Consider the following 21,072-nt stretch of genomic DNA (forward strand, 5'->3'; position numbering starts at 1 on the left):
GCGCCGTCATGCCGTGGCACCGCAGCCGGCGGCGGTAGCGTTGAGGGATGACTGACGACAGCGACGGCGACGCGCTCGTCTCCCGCCTGCGGTTGATCGAGGAGCGTCCGCTCGACGAGCGCGCTGACGCGTACACGCGCCTGCATCGCGAGCTGGCCGACGTGCTCGAGGGTGAGGACGTGCCCCAGCAGGATGCCTGACCAACGCCTGGATGCCGCTGTCACCTCGCGCGGGCTGGCGCGCTCCCGCACGCAGGCGGCGAGACTCATCGTCGACGGGCGCGTGACCGTCGACGGCAAGCCGGTGGTGAAGGCATCCGTGCGGGTCTCTCCGGAGAGCGAGATCACCGTCGCCGCCGTCGACCACTACGTGAGCAGGGCCGCGCACAAGCTGATCGCCGGGCTCGACGGTTTCGGCGTCGATCCGAACGGCACGACGGCGCTCGACGTCGGCGCCTCGACGGGCGGGTTCACCCAGGTGCTGCTGGAGCGCGGCGCAGAGCACGTGATCGCCCTCGACGTCGGACACGGACAGCTGTCGCCATTGCTCGCGCGCGATCCGCGGGTGACCGAGGCGGAGGGCGTCAACGTGCGCTACCTCGACGCGGCCGCCCTCGCCGAGCACACCGCAGGGCGCGAGATCGGAATCGTCGTCGGCGACCTCTCCTTCATCTCGCTGACGTTGGTGCTTCCGGCGCTCGTGGAGGCCGTCGGCCGCGACCCCGAGTTCGTGCTGCTCGTCAAACCGCAGTTCGAGGTGGGGCGTACGGGCGTGCGAGAGGGCATCGTTCGGGACCCGGGGCTGCGTGAGGATGCCGTCTCGGGCGTTGCGTGGGCGGCGTGGGACCTCGGGTTGCCGACTGCTGGCATCCTTCCGTCCCCCATCGCCGGAAGTCACGGGAATCACGAGTACCTGATCTGGCTGAGCACACGAGCGGGTCGGCATCCGACAGAATGGTTGGACGAGATCGGCGCGATGGTGGGAGAGTGAGGCCCGTGGACGCACCCCGGCGGTACTTCCTTGTGGTTTCGCACACCGGACGGGGCGACTCGATCACAGCGGGCATCAAGGTGTGCCGCAAGCTGCTCGAAGCAGGGGTCATCCCGGTGCTCGGGGAGGACGAGCGGGCAGACATCGTCGCGGCCGCCCCCGATCTGGCGACCGCCGCTGTGCTCGGCGAAGGCGGCGTGACGTCGCAGATGCTCGAGCTGGTGATCGTGCTCGGCGGCGACGGCACCATCCTGCGGGCGGCGGAGACCGTGCGGGGCTGCGATGTTCCGCTTCTCGGGGTCAACCTTGGCCATGTCGGCTTCCTCGCGGAGAGCGAACGTGACGACCTGGAGCTCGCGGTGTCGCGCGCCCTCGATCGTGACTACACGGTCGAGCAGCGCATGACCCTCGCCGTGCAGGTGACCTCCGGATCAGAGGTCGTCTACGAGAGCTGGGCGCTCAACGAGGCCAGCATCGAGAAGGCCAGCCGCGAGCGCATGATCGAGGTGGTCGTCGAGGTGGATGGCCGTCCCCTGTCGAGCTTCGGATGCGACGGCGTCGTGATGTCGACGCCGACGGGCTCGACCGCGTACTCGTTCTCCGCCGGAGGTCCGGTGGTGTGGCCGACGCTCGACGCGCTCCTCATGGTGCCGCTCAGCGCGCACGCGCTGTTCGCCCGCCCGCTCGTGGTCGCCGCCGACTCCGTTCTCGCTGTCGAGCTGCTGCGACGGAGCGAGACGCCGGCCGTGATCTGGAGCGACGGACGCAGGTCGTTCGACCTACCGCCGGGCGCCAGGGTCACCGTGCGACGCTCGGGAACGCCCGTGAGACTCGCACGGCTGCACTCCGCGCCGTTTACGGATCGGCTCGTGCGCAAGTTCGACCTTCCGGTCACGGGATGGCGAGGACCGAACGCCCGTGATTGAGGAGATCTCGATTCGTGATCTCGGCGTCATCGAGCATGCGACGCTGCCGCTCGGCCCCGGGTTCACCGCCCTGACCGGTGAGACCGGCGCGGGAAAGACCATGGTGGTCACGGCGCTCGGGCTGCTGCTCGGGCAGCGTGCCGACAGCGCGGTCGTGCGCTCGGGAAGCGGCCAACTGTGGGTCGAGGGACGCTGGCGCGTTCCGCTCGAGGGCGACGTCGCCGAGCGGGTGCGGGATGCCGGCGGTGACGTGGACGACGCGGGTGAGGCCGGAGCAGGCGAGCTCGTTCTGAGCCGCTCAGTTGCCGCGGAGGGTCGCAGTCGTGCGATCGTCGGAGGGCGCGGTGCGCCGGTCAGCGTGCTGGCGGAGCTCGCCGAGCGGCTCGTGGTGGTGCACGGCCAGTCCGACCAGATCAGGCTGCGGTCGGCGACCGCCCAGCGCGAGGCACTCGACAGGTTCGCCGGCGCAGAGCTGGCTGAGGCGCTCGAGGCGTACTCCCACGCGTTCCGTCGATGGAACGCGAATCGTGAGGAGCTCGATCGGTTGATCGACGAGCGCGATCGCCGGGCGCGTGAAGCGGATGACCTGCGTGTCGCCCTGAGCGAGATCGAGGCCGTGGCTCCGGAGCCCGGCGAAGACGAGACACTCGCCGAACAGGCGGAGCGGCTGACGAACCTCGAGGCACTCCGCGTCGGTGCGTCGGTCGCGAGGGAGGCGCTGTCGGCCGAGGACTCCGAGGGACCGGATGTTCGCGGCTTGCTCGAGACGGCGCGACGCGAGCTGGAGCGCGCGGGCGTGCACGATGCTGCGCTCGGCGCACTCGCCGAGTCCCTCGCCGGACTCGGGTTCCAGATCGATGACGCGGCCGCGCAGCTCTCCACCTATCTCGCAGTCCTCGACGCGGACGGCGCCCACGACCTCGAGGTGCTGCAGGAGCGGCGCAGCGAGTTGGCCGTGCTGGTGCGCAAGTACGGTCCGACACTCGACGAGGTCATCGAGCGTGCGGCGAACGGGGGAGAGCGGCTCGCGGAGCTCGAAGGCGACGAGGAGCGCATCGACCAACTGAACGATCTCGTCGCGCAGGATGCCGGGGAGGTCGAGTCTCTCGCGGCATCCGTCTCGGCTCTGCGTACGGCGGCGGCGGCCACCCTGGCCGCGGAGGTGACGCGCGAGCTCGATGCATTGGCCATGGCGGACGCCGAGGTCGTGATCGAGGTGACGACCCGCGAGGAGTTCACGCTTTCCGGGCGCGACAGCGTGTCCATGCTGCTGCGTCCCCACGTCGGCGCAGAGCCGCGGACGCTGGGCAAGGGTGCGTCAGGCGGCGAGCTCTCGCGCGTGATGCTCGCCATCGAGGTGGTGCTCGCCGGCAGCGATCCGGTGCCCACGTTCGTGTTCGACGAGATCGACGCCGGCGTGGGCGGCGCTGCGGCGATCGAGATCGGCCGCAGGCTCGCAAGACTCGCGCAGAACGCCCAGGTGATCGTCGTGACGCACCTCGCCCAGGTCGCCGCGTTCGCGACCAACCACCTCACCGTGGTGAAGGCGGGAGACGGGTCGGTCACAGCCTCCAGCGTGCGGCGGCTCGACGGCGACGACCGCACCGCGGAGATGGCCAGGCTGCTCTCCGGCCTGCCTGACTCGGACAGTGGACTCGCCCACGCGCGCGAGCTGATCGAATCCGCACGGCACAGCGCGCCGGGGTCCGCGCGCGAGAGGCGGAGAGCGGTAGGATGAAAGCCCGTGGTGGAAAAAACTAACGCGGGCCAGAAAAGCGCAACACAGTCGAACGGCACTACCAAGCACATCTTCGTGACAGGTGGTGTCGTTTCTTCGTTGGGCAAGGGGCTGACGGCAGCGAGCCTCGGCAATCTGCTCACGTCACGTGGCCTGCGGGTGGTGATGCAGAAGCTCGACCCGTATCTCAACGTGGATCCGGGAACTATGAACCCGTTCCAGCACGGCGAGGTGTTCGTCACCGACGACGGCGCGGAGACCGACCTCGACATCGGCCACTACGAGCGCTTCCTCGACATCAACCTGAGTCAGGCCGCCAACGTCACCACGGGCCAGATCTACTCGCAGGTCATCGCGATGGAGCGCCGTGGCGAGTACCTGGGCGACACCGTGCAGGTCATCCCGCACATCACCGACGAGATCAAGCGCAGGATGCGGTTGCAGGCATCCGACGATCCGCAGCCCGACGTGATCATCACCGAGATCGGCGGCACGGTCGGCGACATCGAGTCGCAGCCGTTCATCGAGTCGGCCCGCCAGGTGCGTCACGAGCTCGGTCGTCAGAACTGCTTCTTCGTGCACGTCTCGCTCGTGCCGTACATGAACGCGTCCGGCGAGCAGAAGACGAAGCCGACCCAGCACTCCGTCGCGGCGCTGCGCTCGATCGGGATCCAGCCTGACGCGCTCGTGCTCCGCAGCGACCGTCCGGTCTCGGAGAGCAACAAGAAGAAGATCGCGCTGATGTGCGACGTCGACGAACAGGCAGTTGTGAACGCGGTGGATGTGCCGAGCATCTACGACATCCCGAACATGCTGCACGAGCAGGGCCTCGACGACTACATCATCGCCCAGCTCGGGCTGCAGGCCGCGGAGCCGGACAGGCAGAGCTGGGATGCGCTGCTGGCCGTTGTGCACGAGCCCAAGCACGAGGTCACGATCGGGCTGGTCGGCAAGTACGTCGACCTTCCGGATGCCTACCTCTCGGTCACCGAAGCGCTTCGCGCTGGCGGATTCCACAACCGGGCCAAGGTCAACCTGCGCTGGATCGCGAGCGATGGATGCCAGACGCCCGAGGGTGCGGCGCGCGAGCTCTCCGAGGTTGACGGCATCTGCGTTCCCGGCGGGTTCGGCGTCCGCGGCATCGAGGGCAAGCTCGGTGCGCTGCGGTTCGCGAGGGAGAACGGCATCCCGTCGCTCGGACTGTGCCTGGGTCTCCAGTGCATGGTGATCGAGTACGCCAGGCACGAGGCGGGCCTCGAGGGCGCGTCATCCAGCGAGTTCGATCCCGACACGCGGTACCCCGTCATCGCCACGATGGCCGAGCAGGTCGAGATCATCGCGGGCGGCGACCTCGGCGGGACCATGCGGCTCGGCCTCTACCCGGCGCACCTGGCGGAGGGCTCGATCGTCTCGGAGCTGTACGAGGCACCCGAGGCGTCCGAGCGACACCGTCACCGCTACGAGGTCAACAACAACTTCCGCGAGCAGATCGCCGACGCAGGTCTGGTGTTCTCGGGGACATCCCCGGACGGGCACCTCGTGGAGTACGTGGAGCTGCCACGGGACGTGCATCCGTTCTACGTCGGCACGCAGGCGCACCCCGAGCTGCGGTCGCGGCCGAACCGCGCGCACCCGCTGTTCCACGGGCTGATCGCCGCCGCGCTCGACCGCCAGGAGTCCAGCCGGCTCTTCGAGGTGAAAGAGGATGCCTGACATGCCGTACGACGACCTCGCAGACGACCGCTACCTCGCGCCGGTGCTCGAGTCGGAGGTCGCGTACCGTGGCCGCGTCTGGGATGTGCGCCGTGACGTCGTTCAGCTGCCCGACGCGACGATCGTGCGCGAGTACGTCGACCACACCGGCGCCGTCGCGGTGCTCGCGCTCGACGAGCATGACCGTGTGCTCCTCATCAAGCAGTACCGGCATCCGGTGCGCTCCCGCGACTGGGAGCTGCCGGCCGGTCTGCTCGACATGGTGGACGAGCCGACGCTGGAGGCCGCGAAGCGGGAGCTGGCCGAGGAGGCCGACACCGTCGCCGACGAGTGGAACGTGCTCCTCGACGTGGCCACGAGTCCCGGCGGCAACAACGAGGTGATCAGGATCTATCTCGCGAGGGGCGTGCACGCCGCCGACGAGGTGTTCGCCCGCGAGGACGAAGAGGCCGACATCGAGGTGCGCTGGGTGCCGCTCGACGAGGTGGTGCGCGCCGTGCAGGAACGCAGGCTGCGCAACGCCCCGCTCGCGCTGGCCGCCATGACCGCCTACGTGTCGCGGGCATCCGGTTACGCATCCCTCGGCGACCCCGATCTGCCGCTGGAGCGCGGATCGTGGCTGACCCGTCCGCTCGAACCGCACGGCGGTGGCGCCCCCGAAGCAGCGCGATGACGCCGCACGCCGCGGTCGAGGCGTACCTGAGGCACGTCGGCATCGAACGCGGTCTGTCGAAGAACACCGTCGCCGCCTACCGGCGCGACCTCTCGGCATACGCCGACTGGCTGACAGCGCGTGGGGTGACCGACGTGGGCGCGATCACGTCGCACGACACGGACGACTACGCGCGGTACCTGGCCACGCGGGGGGAGCACGACGCGGCGTTGGCGCTCGGTGCGTCATCCATCGCCCGCATGCTCTCGACGGTGCGCGGCCTGCACCGCTTTCTGCTCGACGAGCAGGAGGTCGAGTCGGATGCCGCGCGAGACGTTCGCCCGCCGAAGCTGCCGTCGAGGCTGCCGAAGGCGCTCACCCTCGCTCAGGTCGAGTCACTGCTGGCTGCGACGGACGGGGATGAACCCGCCCTCGTCCGCGACAAGGCACTGCTGGAGCTGCTGTACGCGACGGGCGCACGCGTCTCGGAGGCGATCGACCTGAACGTCGACGACGTGATCGATCGCGAGATCGTGCGACTGACCGGCAAGGGCAGCAAGCAGCGCATCGTGCCGCTCGGCAGCTTCGCGCGGCGGGCGCTCGACGACTACCTCGTGCGGGTGCGTCCGATGTACTCGCAGCGCGGGGGCGCCACGCCCGCGCTGTTCCTCGGCTCGCGTGGCGCGAGACTGAGCAGGCAGAGCGCGTGGCTGGTGATCAGGGCGGCGGCGGAACGCGCGCATCTCGAGGCATCGGTCTCGCCGCACACGCTGCGGCACTCGTTCGCGACGCACCTGCTGGAGGGCGGAGCCGATGTGCGCGTCGTGCAGGAGCTGCTCGGCCACTCCTCGGTGGCGACCACGCAGATCTACACGCTCGTCACCGCTGACACGTTGCGCGACATGTACACGACGGCGCACCCGCGGGCGAGGTAGTCGGCGGAGCGGCCCAGCCTCACCGCGAGATGCCGGTGATCACCAGATCACGAAGCCGCCGTCGACGAGAAGGTCGACGCCGGTGACGTATCCCGCCGCCTCGCTGAGCAGGAAGACGACCGGACCCGCGATGTCCTCGGGCTGGGCGTTGCGGCCCATGGGGGTATCGGTGGCGTAGCCCTCCATCGCGTTGATCTGCTCTGGGCGCTTCGTCATGCCCGTGTAGGTGTATCCGGGGCTGATGCTGTTGACGCGGATGCCACCCTCTGCCCATTCCCATGCGAGGCTGCGGCCCATCTGCACGACGCCCGCCTTGGCGGCGTTGTAGTGCGCCTGGTAGAGCCCGCGGTTCGCGATCGTCGCCGACATCGATGCGATGTTCACGATGGCCCCGCCGCCGTTGCGCAGCATGGCGACCGCCTCGGCCTGGCAGGAGTAGAAGACTCCGGAGAGGTCGACGTCGAGCACGCGCTGCCACTGTTCGGGCGGCATCGTCTCGGCATTGCCGCCGTTCGCGATTCCTGCCGCGTTGACCGCCACGTTCAGCGGGCCGAGCTCGGCCTCTGTGCGCTCCACAGCTCGCACCAGGTCGCCGGGGATGGTCACCTCTGCCACGATCGAGATCGCCCGGCCTCCGGCATCCACGATGGTCTGCGCGGTCTCGCTCGCCGAGGCTTCCGACAGGTCGACGCACGCGACCGCCGCCCCAGACGCCGCGACGGCGAGCGCGACAGCGCGTCCGATGCCGCTGCCGGCCCCGGTGACGAGTGCTGTCTTGCCCTCGAGCCTGAAGTCGGGTGCTGAGCTGTTCGATGTCATCGGTGTCCATCCTGTCGTCGGGCCGAGCCTGTAGCCGGGCAAGGCTTGTCGTCGGGGCAGAATTGTGATCGGTCACAGTCAGGTCTGCCTGGGCGCGATGGTACCAGCGGTGCACGCCCCGCGAGCCGGGCTAGGTGGGTCACCGGGCCAGCCGGGTCAGCTGGGTCAGCTGGGCTGGTCGAGCACCTGCTCCAGCATCCAGGTCCAGGTCGGTTGGAATCTCATGCCGCCGCCGGGGGTGCGTGGGCCGTCGTCGTCGACCGATCGTCCGTGTGTTTCGAGTGGGTCGCCGATGTCGAGGTCGCTCAGCATCACATGGCTGCCGGTCGGAACCGCGGTGGCCGTCTCGGGATCCGGGTCGCCCATCCGCAGCTTGCGCCACGAGCCGATGATGCGCGTGAAGTAGATGTCGTGGATGTCGTCGAACCCGTACATGCGCTCCGGCGGGGTTGCGCCGGGCTTCGACATCCATGCAGCGGCGACGTCGTTGAAGGTCTCGACGGGGGAGGAGAACATCAGCACGCCACGCAGCTTGTGCAGGTGCGAGATGTACGCGGACTCGCCGCCGCCCTGGGAGTGACCGGCGAACACGACGTTCTTCCAGACTGGATGCCCGTCCACGAGATACCGGCCCCAGTCGCCCTGCGGGTCGAGGATCTGCAGGTACTCGATCGCCGCGGTGAACCTGCGAAGGATCGAGTTCGCCGTGCCGACCCGGCTGAAGCGGGACGGGTCTGTGCCGTTGAGTCGGTTCTGCTGCAGCAGCGTGTAGCACCGCGGGTCCGCCTTGCAGGTGCGGGTGACCGACTTGCCGGTGTTCCAGTAGTCGAGGCCGAGCACGCTGTAGCCGACCGAGACGGCCGTCGCCAGGAAGGCGCGGTAGTCCTCTGGCACCTCGCCCGTGGCGGGCAGGAAGATCAGCAGTGGAGCGTCGCCGGCGGCATGCTGCGCAACCTCCTGCGCGTTGGGGTCGTCGATCTTGTGCTCGAGGTACGGCAGCTTGAAGCTCAGCACGGGGCCGTTGGTGGTGGGGAGTGACGTCGACGCGACGTATGTCGAGTCCGGTGTCGTCGCGGTGGCCGCCGACTCGGGTGCTGTGGACGTTGCGGCGTCGGATGTCGCCGTGGTTGCGGCCGAGCCGGATGCCGTAGCCGCAGCGGCCTCAGCGGGAAGCGGGGCGACCCCCGCGATCAGCGTCGCGAGTCCGAGGGCCACCGCGGTGACGGTGGTGATCCGCGAGATCCTGCGCGCGAGCATGATGCCCACGCTAGCAAGGGGGTGCGTCGGCGAGCGGGCGCACCCGCCGCCGCGCGCGCGAAGTCGTCGCCATCCGTACTCTCCACCCGTCCCACCTCACCAAGTCGTCGCCACTTGGTGCGGGTTCCCCACGGCCCAACCCGCAAGAAGTGGCGACGAGTTGAGCTGGTGATCCCACACACGAAGTCGTCGCCAGTTGGTGTGGGTTTGCCGCCGCGGAATCCGCAATAAGTGGCGACGAGTTGAGCTGGTCGCCCCACCCGCGAAGTCGTCGCCCGAGGGGGCGGGTTCCCTGCTGCGGATCCCGCAGAACATGGTGGTGAGTTTGGTTCGTCATCCCACCCGCGAAGTGGTCGCCAGTTGGTGCGGGTTCTCCACCGCCCAACCCGCACGAAGTGGCGATGAGTTCAGTTGGTTATCCCGCCCGCGAAGTGGTGGCCAGTTGGTGTGGGTTTGTCACCGCCCAACCCGCAAGAAGTGGCGAGGAGTTGGGTTGGTCATCCCACCCTTGAAGTCGTCGCCAGTTGGTGTGGGTTTGTCACCGCCCATCCGGCAAGAAGTGGCGACGATTTGCTAGTGCGGGCGGGCGAAGGCGGGTGGGGCGGGGTGAGGGAACGGTGGGGATGCCCCGCGGCGGCGATCCTGCGGGGGCGCGACGCGATGCTCGATAGACTTGTGCGCACCGAAGAGAGCGGAGGAGTCGTGACGCGTATCCCGGCCGACGAGCAAGAGCTGCCGGGCTTCGGCGACGGCGCGCTCGGGGAACTGGGACCGACAGGACGACCGTTGCGCGAGTTCCCGCTTCCGCCGGAGCTCACATCCCACGGTCCCGCCCGCGTCATCGCACTGTGCAACCAGAAGGGCGGCGTGGGCAAGACCACGTCGAGCATCAACCTCGGTGCCGCCATGGCCGAATACGGCAGGCGCGTGCTCGCCATCGACTTCGACCCCCAGGGTGCACTTTCCGCGGGGCTCGGCGTGCAGACGCACGACGTGCTGACGATCTACGACCTCCTGCTGTCGAGCGCCCACGACCCGAGCGAGGCCATCCAGCACACCGCGACGCCCGGACTCGACATCATCCCCGCGAACATCGACCTCTCTGCTGCGGAGGTTCATCTGGTCAACGAGGTGGCACGGGAGCAGGCCCTGGCGAGGGTTCTGCGCAAGGTGAGCGCCGGCTACGACGTCGTGCTCATCGACTGCCAGCCGTCCCTCGGCATCCTGACGGTCAACGCCCTGACCGCCAGCCACGGCGTTCTCATCCCGCTGGAGTGCGAGTACTTCGCGCTTCGCGGCGTCGCCCTGCTCATCGAGACCATCGACAAGGTGCGCGAACGCCTCAACCCTGCGCTCGAGCTCGACGGCATCCTCGCGACCATGTACGACGCACGCACGCTGCACTCGCGCGAGGTGCTCGAGCGGGTCGTCGACGCGTTCGGCGACAAGGTGCTCGAGACCGTCATCTCGCGCACGGTGAAGTTCCCGGATGCCTCGGTGGCCGCCACTCCGATCACCCAGTTCGCGCCCGAGCACCAGGCCGCCGAGGCCTACCGTCAGCTGGCGCGGGAACTGGTTTTCCGTGGCGCCGCCGCCTGACGACGACACGCAGGACGTCGCCGGCAGCACGGCGCCTTCTGCGAGCACCGTGGAGATCGAAGGCGAAGCGCCTCCGGCCGGCGCGCCCGACAGCGAGAGCATCGCGCCGTCGTTCCGCGTGGCGCTCGAGGTGTTCGAGGGTCCGTTCGACCTGCTCCTCTCGCTGATCGGCAGGCACGAGCTCGACATCACCGAGGTGTCGCTGAGTCGCGTCACCGACGAGTTCATCGCCTACCTCAAGGGCATCGACACGGCCGACGAGCTCGACCAGGCCAGCGAGTTCCTCGTGGTGGCGGCAACGTTGCTCGACCTGAAGGTCGCAGGTCTTCTACCTCAGGGCGAGCTGGTGGATGCCGAAGACGTCGCTCTCCTCGAAGCCCGCGACCTGCTGTTCGCCCGTCTGCTGCAGTACCGGGCGTTCAAGGAGGCGTCGGCGTGGTTCGCCGGCAAGCTGGATGCCGAGGCGGGCAGGCATCCGCGCATCGTGCGCCTCGACGAGAAGTACCGCTCGCACGTGCCGGAGCTCGCCTGGACCCTGAGCGCCGACGACTTCGCAGCGATCGCCGAGCTGGCCTTCGCGCCTAAGGCGATCCCTGTCGTCGAGCTCGACCACCTGCACGCGCCGCTGGTGAGCGTGCGCGAGCAGGCGGCTCTCGTGGTGTCGCAGCTGCGAAGAGGCACGCCGTTCACGTTCCGGGAGCTGATCGCCGGCGCCGACCGCAAGGGCGTCGTCGTCGCACGGTTCGTCGCCGTACTCGAGCTGTACCGGTTCGCCGCCGTGGCGTTCGAGCAGATCGAGCCGCTCGGCGAACTGACCATCAGGTGGGTCGCGGATGCCTGGTCCGACGAGAATCTCGCCAATCTGGGAGCCGACTATGGATGATCGCAACACCCAGGACGCCGAGGCACCGCAAGGAGTCGAGACGTTCGAGCTGCAGACGCCGCCGGAGGGGCCGGGGACGGATCGCGCACAGGCGCAGGAGCGTGCGGCGCGTCATCCGCTCGACGTTCCTCGCGCCATCGAGGCCGTGCTCATGATCGCGGACGAGCCCCTCGCACTCGTGACCCTGGCGACCGCGGTCGGCGCGCCGATGGCCGCCGTGCGGCAGGCGATCGACGCGCTGGTGGCGGACTACGACGGTGAGGATGGCGGCCCTCGCCGCGGCTTCGAACTGCGCGAGGTCGGCGGCGGTTGGCGGCTCTACGTGCGCAACGAGTACGACGACCTGGTGACCGAATTCGTGAACCAGCAGACGCCGACCAAGCTCTCGCAGGCGGCGCTCGAGACCCTCGCGGTGATCGCGTACCGGCAGCCCATCACCCGTGGCGCGATCGCATCGATCAGGGCGGTCAACGTCGACTCGGTGGTGCGCACGCTGCTCTCCCGCGGCCTGATCACCGAGCAGTTCACCGACGCCGAGACCGGCGCGATCAACTACGGCACCACCGACCTGCTGCTGCAGCAGCTGGGCATCAACTCGATCGAGGAGCTGCCGCTCATCTCTCCGCTCCTGGCGGACGGAGCAGACGGGTTCGACGACGATGTGCGCTGACCGACCGACCGGCACCAGGCCGAAGGACGCGCTTCCCGATGGCGAGCGGCTGCAGAAGGTGATGGCGGCCGCAGGAGTGGCATCCCGACGCGTGAGCGAGGACCTGATCGTCGCGGGACGAGTGAAGGTCAACGGCAATGTGGTCACCGAGCTGGGTCGCCGCATCGACCCGGAAAGCGACTTGCTCGAAGTCGATGACACGGTCATCCAACTGGACCCCTCCAAGCGCTACGTCATGCTCAACAAGCCGACAGGTGTGGTCAGCTCGATGCGCGACGACCGAGGACGGCCCGACCTGCGCCGCTTTACCGAGCAGTACGAGGAGCGCCTCTTCAACGTCGGTCGCCTCGACGCCGACACCAGCGGGCTGCTGCTGCTCACGAACGACGGGGCCACCGCGAACGTGCTCGCGCATCCGTCATTCGGCGTGACGAAGACGTACATCGCGACAGTGCGCGGCACCGTCACGCCGGCGACGCTGCAACGACTCACGCGCGGCATCGAACTGGATGACGGACCCATTCAGGCAGACAAGGCGAGGCTCGTTCAGGCATCCGGATCGCAGGGCTCGGCGCAGAGCATCGTGGAGGTCACCCTGCACTCCGGGCGCAACCGCATCGTGAGGCGGATGCTCGACGAGGTCGGTCATCCGGTGACCGCGCTCGTGCGCAGACAATTCGGCCCTCTGCACCTGGGAACGCTCAAGTCGGGGGCGACCCGCGAGTTGACTAAAATCGAGCTCGGCCAGGTGCTCACTCTTGCCAGGCCCCAATCGGAGCGAACGTGAATCAGAACCCTGTCGCGCGCGTCGGCGGCAGCGTGCGCGTCGTCGGAGCCGGCCTGCTCGGTGCATCCATCGGCCTCGGCCTGCGTGCACGCGGCGTCGACGTGATCCTGGCGGATGCCTCGCGTGCGGGCCTGCACCTCGCCGTCGACTACGGTGCCGGGCGCCTCGCGCGAGAGGGTGACGACCCGCAGCTGATCGTCGTCGCTGTGCCGCCGGATGCCACGGCGTCGGTCGTTGCGGCCGAACTCGCCGCCTATCCTGACGCGACCGTGACGGATGTCGCGAGCGTGAAGGTCGCGCCGTTGTCCGAGCTGGAGCAGCTCGCGTCCGAGCCCGGCTCCGCGCTCCGCGAAGCAGACCTCGAGCGATATCTGGGTTCGCACCCGCTCGCCGGACGCGAGCGCGGCGGCGCCATCTCTGCGCGCGCCGACCTCTTCATCGGACGGCCCTGGGTCGTGTGCCCGCGCCCCGGACTCTCCCGCGAGCGCGTCGGCCTCATCGAGCACCTGATCCTCGACCTCGAGGCCACGCCAATCACCCTGTCGGCCGACGCGCACGATGCCGCCGTCGCCCTCGTCTCCCACGCGCCCCAGGTGGTCGCGTCGCTCATGGCGAAGAGGCTCGACGGAGCCCCGTCGGCCGCGCTCTCGCTCGCGGGCCAGGGTGTTCGCGATGTGACGCGGATCGCGTCGAGCAACCCGGAGCTGTGGGTGCAGATCCTGGCGGCGAACGCGCCGGCGGTGGTGGAGATTCTGCGGGCTTTCCGGGACGACCTCGACGACGTGCTGGTCGCGCTCGGCGATGTGTCGGCATCCGGGGCCCGTCGCACCATTGCGCAGGAGCTCGCCGACGGCAACGCCGGTGTCGCAGGACTGCCGGGCAAGCACGGGCAGGACCGCCGCTTCGCGAGCGTGATCGTGATGGTGGATGACACGCCTGGCGAGCTCGGTCGCCTCTTCACCGAGCTGGGCGAGATCGGCGTGAACATCGAAGACCTGAGGCTTGAGCACTCTCCTGGTGCGCAGATCGGCCTGGCCGAGATCGCAGTGCTGCCCGAGGTGAAGACGCGCGCGATGGATGACCTCGCCGCCCGAGGATGGAGGATCGCGGGATGACCGGCGACGACACCCGAGCCGAGACACCGGCAGACAAGCGACCGGCTCCCTTCGTCGTGGCGGTCGACGGCCCCGCTGGGAGCGGCAAGTCGAGCGTGAGCAAGGCGGTGGCCGCCAAGCTGGGCTTCGCGTTCCTCGACACCGGAGCCGCGTACCGAGCCCTCACCTGGTTCGCGACCAGGCGCGGCATCGACGTGATCGACTCCGCGGCCGTCGTCGACGCGATCGCCGACTTCGACTACCGCGTCGACACCGAGCCGAACAGCCAGCGTGTGCTGGTCGGCGACACCGACGTGACCACGGCCATCCGCGACCCGGAGGTGTCGGCGCGGGTGAGTGCCGTTGCCCGCGTGCCCGAGGTGCGACTGCGGCTGAACGAGCTGTTCCGTGACATCCTCACCGGCACCGACCACGAGGGGATCGTTGCCGAGGGCCGCGACATCACGACGGTCGTGGTGCCGGACGCACCCGCGCGCATCCTGCTCACCGCAGCCCCCGAGGTGCGGGCCGCTCGCCGCGCCGGGGAACTCGACGGTCATTCGGCGGCCGATGTCGCCTCACAGCTGCACGCGCGGGATCGCGCGGACTCCCAGGTCGTGGACTTCATGACAGCCGCTCCCGGCGTCACCACGGTCGACTCCACCGAGCTCGATTTCGAGCAGACCATCGATGCCGTCATCGAGGTCATCCACGCGGCGCGTGCTGCCAAGGGGCACGCCCCGCATCGGCCCGCACAGCATCGAGCCACCCCGTCCCGAGGAGGAACGGATGCCTGACAACAGAAACGACGACGACTTCGAGGCTTCGCCCGACGATCTCGCCGAGCGCCTCGCGAACGTCGACGAGGACCTCGCGCATCAGCGCGCGAACGTGCTCCGCGCCGGCCTCGACGACTACCAGCTCGACGACTCCGACCTCGACGTGCTGGAGGCGGTGACCGAGGATCCGGACGCCATCCAGTACCTGCCGGCCCTTCCTGTCGTGGCGATCGTCGGACGGCCGAACGTCGGCAAGTCCGCTCTCGTGAACCGTATTCTCGGGCGTCGCGAGGCCGTCGTCGAGGACGTTCCCGGTGTCACACGCGACCGCGTCTCGTACCAGGCGGAGTGGATCGCCAAGCGCTTCACTGTCGTCGACACCGGCGGGTGGGAGCCCGACGCGAAGGGCATCAACGCCTCGGTCGCGGCCCAGGCGGAGATCGCGATCGATCTCGCGGATGTCGTGCTGTTCGTCGTCGACGCCAACGTGGGTGCGACTGCGACGGACGAGCACGTCGTGAAGCTGCTTCGCAAGACGAAGAAGCCGGTCTTCCTCGTGGCGAACAAGGTGGATGACGCCAGGCAGGAGCCTCAGGCGACCGAGCTGTGGTCGCTCGGACTGGGGGAGCCGCACCCCGTGAGCGCGCTGCACGGCCGCGGCGTCGCCGACCTGCTCGACGAGATCCTCAAGGTGCTGCCCGAGGAGTCCGCGTATGCACAGCGCGAGGTCGGCGGTCCGCGCCGCGTCGCGATCGTGGGACGACCGAACGTGGGCAAGTCGAGCCTGCTGAACAAGGCGGCGGGCGAGGAGCGCGTGGTCGTGAACGACCTCGCCGGAACGACCCGCGACCCGGTGGACGAGCAGATCGAGCTCGGCGGGCGCGTGTGGCGGTTCGTCGATACGGCGGGCATCCGTCGTCGCGTGCACATGGCGCAGGGCGCCGACTTCTACGCGTCGCTGCGCACCAGCACGGCACTCGAGAAGGCCGAGGTCGCCGTCGTGGTGCTGGATGTCACGGAGCCCATCAGCGAGCAGGACGTGCGCATCATCGACCTCGTTCTCGAGAGCGGCCGCGCCCTCGTCATCGCCTACAACAAGTGGGACCTGCTGGATGACGAACGTCGTCGCTATCTCGAGCGCGAGATCGAGCAAGACCTGGCGCACGTGTCGTGGGCGCCGCGCGTGAACATCTCGGCGCGTACCGGACGTCACCTCGAGCGTCTCGTCCCGGCGCTCGAGACCGCCCTCGAGTCGTGGGACACCCGCATTCCGACCGGCAAGTTCAATGCCTTCTTGGCAGAGCTCACCGCGGCGCATCCGCACCCGGTGCGCGGGGGCAAGCAACCCCGCATCCTGTTCGGCACCCAGGCGTCGAGCCGTCCGCCGACATTCGTGCTGTTCACGACAGGGTTTCTCGACCCCGGATACCGTCGTTACATCCAGCGCCGGCTCCGTGAGATCTACGGCTTCGAGGGGACCCCGATCGTGCTGAACATGCGTGTGAGGGAGAAGCGCCTCCGCTAAGGAGGCCTTCCGAAGGGGCCATTTCTGGCCGCTTCGCCTCACACGGCGCGGACGTCTCGGCCGCGCTCGGCCACGAAGGCGCGGCTGCCGCGCCCGGCCGATGAGGGAGAAAAGGGTTCGCTAGCCCCCCCACTAAGGTCGGAGCATGACGGATCCGGCACGCACATCGACGCTCGGCGCCCCGCTGCGCACCCTCCTCACGCTGGCCGCTGCCGTCATCGTTCTCGCCGGACTGTACTTCGCTCGGAGCATTGTCGGGCCGGTTGTGCTCGCAGCGGTGATCGTGATCATCTGCGAGCCGCTGCGTCGGCCGTTTGCACGACACGGTTGGCCGCGGTGGGCGGCGACCACCGTGGTGATCGTCGTCGCGTACGCCATCCTGGCCGCCATGGGCGCGCTGCTCTGGATCGCGGGCGCTCAGTTCATGAATCTGGTCGTCGAGGACTCCGCGGAGCTGCGTCAGGCGGGCACCCAGTTCGTGGACTGGTTGTCGTCGACGGGACTCGACAGCCAGATGACGGCCGGTGCGGCATCCGCACTCGACCCGTCGACGGTGCTCAGCGCGGTCACCTCGGTCGGCGGCACGGTCGTCGGGGTGGCCATCGCGCTGTTCTTCGTGTTCGCCTACATCATCTTCATGGGCGCGGATGCCGCACGGTACGGCGACGCGGAACGGGTCTTCGGCGATGAGCGTCGCCCGACGCTGCAGCGGGTGCGCCGGTTCAACACCGGCGTGCGGCGCTACTACATCGTGAACGCCAGCTTCGGTGCGATCGTGGCGGTGATCGATGGGATCGCGCTGTGGGCTCTGCACATCCCGGCGCCGGTCACGTGGGCCATCCTGGCGTTCGTCACCAATTTCATCCCCAACATCGGGTTCGTCATCGGCCTGATCCCGCCGGCTCTCCTCGCGCTGGTGGTCGGCGGCTGGCCGCTGATGTTGGCGGTGATCGCGATCTACTGCGTCGCCAACGTCGTGCTGCAGGAGCTGGTTCAGCCCAAGTTCGTGAGCGATGCCGTCGATCTGAGCCTGACGCTGAGCTTCTTCTCGGTCATCTTCTGGACGTTCGTCATCGGACCCCTCGGCGCCATCCTGTCCATTCCGCTCACCTTGCTCGTTCGCGCTCTGCTTCTCGAGGGTCATTCCGAGACGCGGTGGCTCCGGTGGCTGTCTGGCGACAATCGGGCGATCACGGATGACGACGGCGGGTCTCCGCCGACGCCCACCCCGCAGGGCACTTAGCCTGTCGGGACGGCGCCGCGCACGGCGTACCGATGCAGGGTGACGCCCTGGCTGTAGGTTTGCTGTTCCAGGAGGTCGAGGTCGACGCGGGGGCGCGGGTCGTCGAACAGACCGCGGCCGGAGCCGAGGATGACCGGATGTGTGAACAACAGGAGCTCATCCAGCAGTCCTGCGCGCAGCAGTTGGGTGGCCAGCGTGGCGCCGCCCACGCCGATGTCGCCCTCCGCCTCACGTCGCAGCGCTGCTAACTGCTCGATCGCGTCGTCCCCGCTGAGGATGCGCGTGTTGTGGGACGCCAGCTCAGGCGAGGCCGTGCGCGTGTTCGACACCAGCACTTTGGGCGTGTTCGTCCAGATCTCGCCGTACTCACGCAGGTAGGCGGGGAGGGACTCGTCGGTACGGGCATCCGGCCAGAACGGGTCCATCATCTCGTAGACGACACGGCCCTCGACCATCATCGACATGGCTGCCGCTCGGGCGTTGAACTCGCGGTGCAACTCTCCGTCGATGCGGATCCAGTCGGGCCCGCTCAGCTCGCCGTGGTCGTCCGGCCGGTGCTCGATGAAGAGGTCGAGCGAGACGTTCATCCAATACACGAATCGTGCACTCATCGGTTCTCCTTGCTCTAGATTTCTCCGGCCTCGACCGCTGCCTTCAGCGTCTGGTAGTCCGCGACAGCCTGATCCGCGTAGGCGAACGCCCAGTCGACGACCGCGGTGTCGAAGGAAGTCCCTTCGCCGAGGTACCCGGCGATGAACGGTGCTTTCGGGGACTGGGCGTGGGCGCGAGCGAGAACGGTGCCACAGGCATCCACGTAGTCGGTGAACGGGCGGAAATCGAGGGTCTCGGTGTCGATCGACACGTTCTGGTCGCGGAACTGGCGAACGTAGTAGGCGTGGCCGTCGTACGAGGTCCAGCCGAGGAAGGGGTCGCTCGCCGACTGCAGAACGCGCTGGTTGCCGACAACCCGGTGTCCGTGTTCGTCGGGGTCTGCACGCTCGTCGAACGCGGGGGAGCGGCCGGCTGTGGCGCCGCCGAACTCGACGGCGACGGACCGCGCCGCCTCCTTGATCTGCAGCACGAGGGGCTCGCCGGCGGGTCCCGTCAGCACGACGATGTAGCAGCGGGTTCCGACGCTTCCCACCCCGACGACGCGGCGCACGGCATCCGTCGCGACGTACTGCGACAGGAGCACGGCGATGTCTGCAGGGACCGTCGCGAGATAGCGGCGCACGACGTCGAGCACTCCGCGCTCGGTGGTCTCTGGGACGTGGGCGAGCACCGGTGGGTTCTCGACGATGGTCAGAGTGCCGTCGTCGGCGCGCCGGGTGATCTTGCCCACGACGCGGGCCGAGGTGCGGCGGGAGGCCGCGGCGATGGCGCGGTCGAGTACCTTCTGCGAGCTGGCGGCACGTTGTCCGTTGCGCACGTCCGAGCGAAGGTAGAAGCGATCGAGCACGCCGAGCTGGGTGAACTGGCGCAGTCCGAGGCGGTAGCTGGTGGCGGCTTCGACGGCGCTCGCACGCACCCTCGACTCCTTGAAGCCGCGCTGGCGTGCGGCGAGCACGACGCTGGTGATGAAGCGTTTGACATCCCATTCCCACGGGCCGTACGCGGCCTCGTCGAAGTCGTTGAGGTCGAACACGAGCGAGCGCTCGGGGGAGGCGTAGATGCCGAAGTTGGCCACGTGCGCGTCGCCGCAGATGGTCACGTCAACCCCGGTTCGGCGCTCGGCTCGCAGGTCGGTGGCCTGGATGGCTGCGGATCCACGGTAGAAGGCGAAGGGGTTCGCCGTCATCCGTTCAAGCCGTAGGGGTATCAACTCGGGAACCCGGTGCGTGTGCTGTTGCCTGAGGATGCCGACGGGGTCGCGATCCTTGGCCGGGGTGTACTCGGCGTGTGCGCTTCGAGGAAGGGCCGACCGTGCGGCTTTGCCGGCCTCGGCAAGGTCGGCGGCGCTGCGGATGGCGTCGTGGTCGAAGCGAAGGCGGCCTTCGGCGGTCATTCGGGTTCCATTTCTGCGGTCGGAACCGCGGTGATCAGTGTTGCTGTGCTGCTGTGGTGGTGGTTCAGATTCCAAGCCGCACGACGGCGCGCCCCGGTTGTGGTCGTGATGCGATCTCGAACCCGACGCCGAGGAACGCGGACAGTGCCCCGTGATAGAGCTCGGCCGAGGACGCCTTCTTCTCGGCGGTGTCGACCGGGTACGCCTCGATCACCCTCGCGCCCGACCCTCGTGCGTGGTCGACGGCCGCGGCAAGCAACGCCGTCGAGACGCCGCGTCTGCGGAATCCGACTCGTACGACGAAGCAGGTGACAGACCACACCGAGGGGTCATCCTGCGGCTCGGAGCTTCCCTTGGCGACCACCTTGGTGGTGCGCAGCCGCGGATACGCGGGACGCGGCTCGATCGCGACCCAACCGACCGGCTCGTCGTTCAGGTAGGCGATCAGCCCGGGGACGGGTCGATGCTGTGTCTGCTCTCGGAGCGCGGATTCGCACGTTGCGGCATCCTTCGTACGCCACTCGTCGCCGTTCAGCTTGAACCACTGGCACCAGCACCCCGCCGGGTCGCCGCGCGTGCCGAATACGGTCTGCACGTCGCCCCACGGCACCTCGTCGACGGGCACGATGCGGATGTCTGCCCCTTCGCTGCTCATGCGCCCACGTTATCCCTGCCCACCGACGTGGCGAACGTGGCGTGGGCGCCCACCGGGACCCTGTAAGCTGTTCAGGGCCGTCCGGCGGACGGCAACGGGCTGTGGCGCAGTTTGGTAGCGCACTTGACTGGGGGTCAAGGGGTCGCAGGTTCAAATCCTGTCAGCCCGACAGATTAGTGCGGCGAGTCGGCAAGCCTCGCCAGCTTGTGTTGTCGGCTCAGTCGGTCGTGTGCGTGTGCATCCGCGCGCCGGCCTCATTGAAGATGCTGATCACCTCCGCGGGCCGCCCGCCCGCGGCTGACACGGCGTGCGGGGTGCGGGTGTCGAACTCGGCGGCTTCACCGTGGCCGAGCGTCAGGTCCTGCGCGCCGAGACGCAGCCGCAGGCGCCCGCGCAGCACGTACATCCACTCGTAACCGTCGTGCACTCGCAGCGCGGGGAGTGCGGCACCGGCGGGGTAGGTGATCTTGTAGGTGAGCACCGGAGAGTGTTCGGGCGCGAGCGGGACGATCACCAACCCGTCGCGGCGGATCACGGGCCGGCGAATGCGGGGATCGGCCTGGTCGTCGGGCACGAGATCGTCGAGCCGGATGCCCAGCCGGCGCGTGAGTGGCAGAAGCAGTTCCAGACTCGCCTGCCGCTTGCCGGACTCCAGCCGTGACAGCGTGCTCGCCGACATGCCCGCATCCGATGCCAGCTCGTCCAGAGTCCACCCTCGCGATTGACGGATGGCACGCAGTCGCGCCCCGACCTGTTCCGACTCACCGACCATGGTCCGCCTCTTTGCCAATATTGCAAATCC

Annotated in this window: 21 protein-coding genes and 1 tRNA gene; 16 read left to right on the plus strand and 6 right to left on the minus strand. The window is 68.7% G+C overall.

Going from position 1 to position 21,072, the window contains the following annotated elements; genetic code table 11:
• The first annotated feature begins 47 nt into the window (after positions 1 to 47).
• Genes ACYVDN_RS02415 through xerD form a run of 7 tightly spaced genes read left to right on the plus strand, consistent with a single transcriptional unit; the run spans position 48 to position 6,954 of the window.
• Entirely contained in the window at positions 48 to 200 is a 153-nt protein-coding gene (locus ACYVDN_RS02415) for a hypothetical protein (RefSeq protein ID WP_460568079.1), read from the plus strand.
• A complete protein-coding gene (locus ACYVDN_RS02420) occupies positions 193 to 990 on the plus strand; it encodes a TlyA family RNA methyltransferase (RefSeq protein WP_460568081.1) in 798 nt (265 codons plus the stop codon). Before ACYVDN_RS02415 ends, ACYVDN_RS02420 begins: the two co-directional genes overlap by 8 nt.
• Complete coding sequence (locus ACYVDN_RS02425; RefSeq protein WP_460568083.1) at positions 954 to 1,916, plus strand: NAD kinase; 963 nt, start codon at positions 954 to 956, stop codon at positions 1,914 to 1,916. The genes ACYVDN_RS02420 and ACYVDN_RS02425 overlap by 37 nt, the downstream gene beginning before the upstream one ends.
• Positions 1,909 to 3,654, plus strand: a complete 1,746-nt coding sequence (gene recN / locus ACYVDN_RS02430; RefSeq protein ID WP_460568085.1) for a DNA repair protein RecN — start codon at positions 1,909 to 1,911, stop codon at positions 3,652 to 3,654. The genes ACYVDN_RS02425 and recN overlap by 8 nt, the downstream gene beginning before the upstream one ends.
• A gap of 6 nt (positions 3,655 to 3,660) precedes the next feature.
• A complete protein-coding gene (locus ACYVDN_RS02435) occupies positions 3,661 to 5,367 on the plus strand; it encodes a CTP synthase (RefSeq protein ID WP_460568087.1) in 1,707 nt (568 codons plus the stop codon).
• Position 5,368: 1 nt separating this feature from the next.
• A complete protein-coding gene (locus tag ACYVDN_RS02440) occupies positions 5,369 to 6,040 on the plus strand; it encodes an NUDIX hydrolase (RefSeq protein ID WP_460568089.1) in 672 nt (223 codons plus the stop codon).
• Entirely contained in the window at positions 6,037 to 6,954 is a 918-nt protein-coding gene (gene xerD / locus ACYVDN_RS02445; protein WP_460568091.1) for a site-specific tyrosine recombinase XerD, read from the plus strand. Before ACYVDN_RS02440 ends, xerD begins: the two co-directional genes overlap by 4 nt.
• A 39-nt stretch (positions 6,955 to 6,993) precedes the next feature.
• On the opposite strand, the gene ACYVDN_RS02450 is transcribed toward xerD, so the two are convergent.
• Positions 6,994 to 7,773: an SDR family oxidoreductase gene (locus ACYVDN_RS02450; RefSeq protein ID WP_460568093.1), complete on the minus strand. Its 780-nt coding sequence runs from the start codon at positions 7,771 to 7,773 to the stop codon at positions 6,994 to 6,996.
• Between the two features lie 165 nt (positions 7,774 to 7,938).
• Positions 7,939 to 9,030 (minus strand): BPSS1187 family protein, encoded by a 1,092-nt coding sequence (locus ACYVDN_RS02455; protein ID WP_460568095.1) that lies wholly within the window; start codon positions 9,028 to 9,030, stop codon positions 7,939 to 7,941.
• Positions 9,031 to 9,732: 702 nt separating this feature from the next.
• On the opposite strand from ACYVDN_RS02455, the gene ACYVDN_RS02460 reads away from it, so the two are divergent.
• The 8 genes from ACYVDN_RS02460 (at position 9,733) to ACYVDN_RS02495 (ending at position 17,610) form a co-directional block, all read left to right on the plus strand.
• Positions 9,733 to 10,629 (plus strand): ParA family protein, encoded by an 897-nt coding sequence (locus ACYVDN_RS02460; RefSeq protein WP_460572208.1) that lies wholly within the window; start codon positions 9,733 to 9,735, stop codon positions 10,627 to 10,629.
• On the plus strand, positions 10,613 to 11,512 hold the full coding sequence (locus ACYVDN_RS02465) for a segregation and condensation protein A (protein ID WP_460568097.1): 900 nt from the start codon (positions 10,613 to 10,615) through the stop codon (positions 11,510 to 11,512). The genes ACYVDN_RS02460 and ACYVDN_RS02465 overlap by 17 nt, the downstream gene beginning before the upstream one ends.
• Positions 11,505 to 12,182, plus strand: a complete 678-nt coding sequence (gene scpB / locus ACYVDN_RS02470; RefSeq protein ID WP_460568099.1) for an SMC-Scp complex subunit ScpB — start codon at positions 11,505 to 11,507, stop codon at positions 12,180 to 12,182. Before ACYVDN_RS02465 ends, scpB begins: the two co-directional genes overlap by 8 nt.
• Positions 12,172 to 12,969, plus strand: a complete 798-nt coding sequence (locus ACYVDN_RS02475; RefSeq protein WP_460568101.1) for a pseudouridine synthase — start codon at positions 12,172 to 12,174, stop codon at positions 12,967 to 12,969. The genes scpB and ACYVDN_RS02475 overlap by 11 nt, the downstream gene beginning before the upstream one ends.
• Positions 12,966 to 14,084, plus strand: a complete 1,119-nt coding sequence (locus ACYVDN_RS02480) for a prephenate dehydrogenase (protein WP_460568103.1) — start codon at positions 12,966 to 12,968, stop codon at positions 14,082 to 14,084. Before ACYVDN_RS02475 ends, ACYVDN_RS02480 begins: the two co-directional genes overlap by 4 nt.
• Complete coding sequence (cmk, locus tag ACYVDN_RS02485) at positions 14,081 to 14,860, plus strand: (d)CMP kinase (RefSeq protein WP_460568104.1); 780 nt, start codon at positions 14,081 to 14,083, stop codon at positions 14,858 to 14,860. The genes ACYVDN_RS02480 and cmk overlap by 4 nt, the downstream gene beginning before the upstream one ends.
• Complete coding sequence (gene der, locus ACYVDN_RS02490; RefSeq protein ID WP_460568106.1) at positions 14,853 to 16,367, plus strand: ribosome-associated GTPase EngA; 1,515 nt, start codon at positions 14,853 to 14,855, stop codon at positions 16,365 to 16,367. The genes cmk and der overlap by 8 nt, the downstream gene beginning before the upstream one ends.
• Before the next feature lie 145 nt (positions 16,368 to 16,512).
• Positions 16,513 to 17,610, plus strand: coding sequence for an AI-2E family transporter (locus ACYVDN_RS02495; RefSeq protein ID WP_460568109.1), 1,098 nt, complete (start codon positions 16,513 to 16,515; stop codon positions 17,608 to 17,610).
• On the opposite strand, the gene ACYVDN_RS02500 is transcribed toward ACYVDN_RS02495, so the two are convergent.
• The 3 genes from ACYVDN_RS02500 to ACYVDN_RS02510 form a co-directional block, all read right to left on the minus strand.
• Entirely contained in the window at positions 17,607 to 18,221 is a 615-nt protein-coding gene (locus ACYVDN_RS02500; protein WP_460568111.1) for a dihydrofolate reductase family protein, read from the minus strand. The genes ACYVDN_RS02495 and ACYVDN_RS02500 overlap by 4 nt on opposite strands.
• Positions 18,222 to 18,235: 14 nt before the next feature.
• On the minus strand, positions 18,236 to 19,615 hold the full coding sequence (locus ACYVDN_RS02505; RefSeq protein ID WP_460568113.1) for a DUF2252 domain-containing protein: 1,380 nt from the start codon (positions 19,613 to 19,615) through the stop codon (positions 18,236 to 18,238).
• A gap of 64 nt (positions 19,616 to 19,679) precedes the next feature.
• Positions 19,680 to 20,270 (minus strand): GNAT family N-acetyltransferase, encoded by a 591-nt coding sequence (locus ACYVDN_RS02510; protein WP_460568115.1) that lies wholly within the window; start codon positions 20,268 to 20,270, stop codon positions 19,680 to 19,682.
• A gap of 95 nt (positions 20,271 to 20,365) precedes the next feature.
• Here ACYVDN_RS02510 and ACYVDN_RS02515 point away from each other — a divergent pair.
• Positions 20,366 to 20,439 (plus strand) — tRNA-Pro (locus ACYVDN_RS02515).
• A 48-nt stretch (positions 20,440 to 20,487) separates the two neighbouring features.
• Here the strand turns inward: ACYVDN_RS02515 and ACYVDN_RS02520 are convergent.
• Positions 20,488 to 21,042 carry a helix-turn-helix domain-containing protein gene (locus ACYVDN_RS02520; RefSeq protein WP_460568117.1) on the minus strand — a complete coding sequence of 185 codons (555 nt, stop codon included), beginning with the start codon at positions 21,040 to 21,042 and terminating at the stop codon, positions 20,488 to 20,490.
• Positions 21,043 to 21,072 lie beyond the last annotated feature (30 nt).

This window comes from Humibacter soli (genome assembly GCF_054779035.1).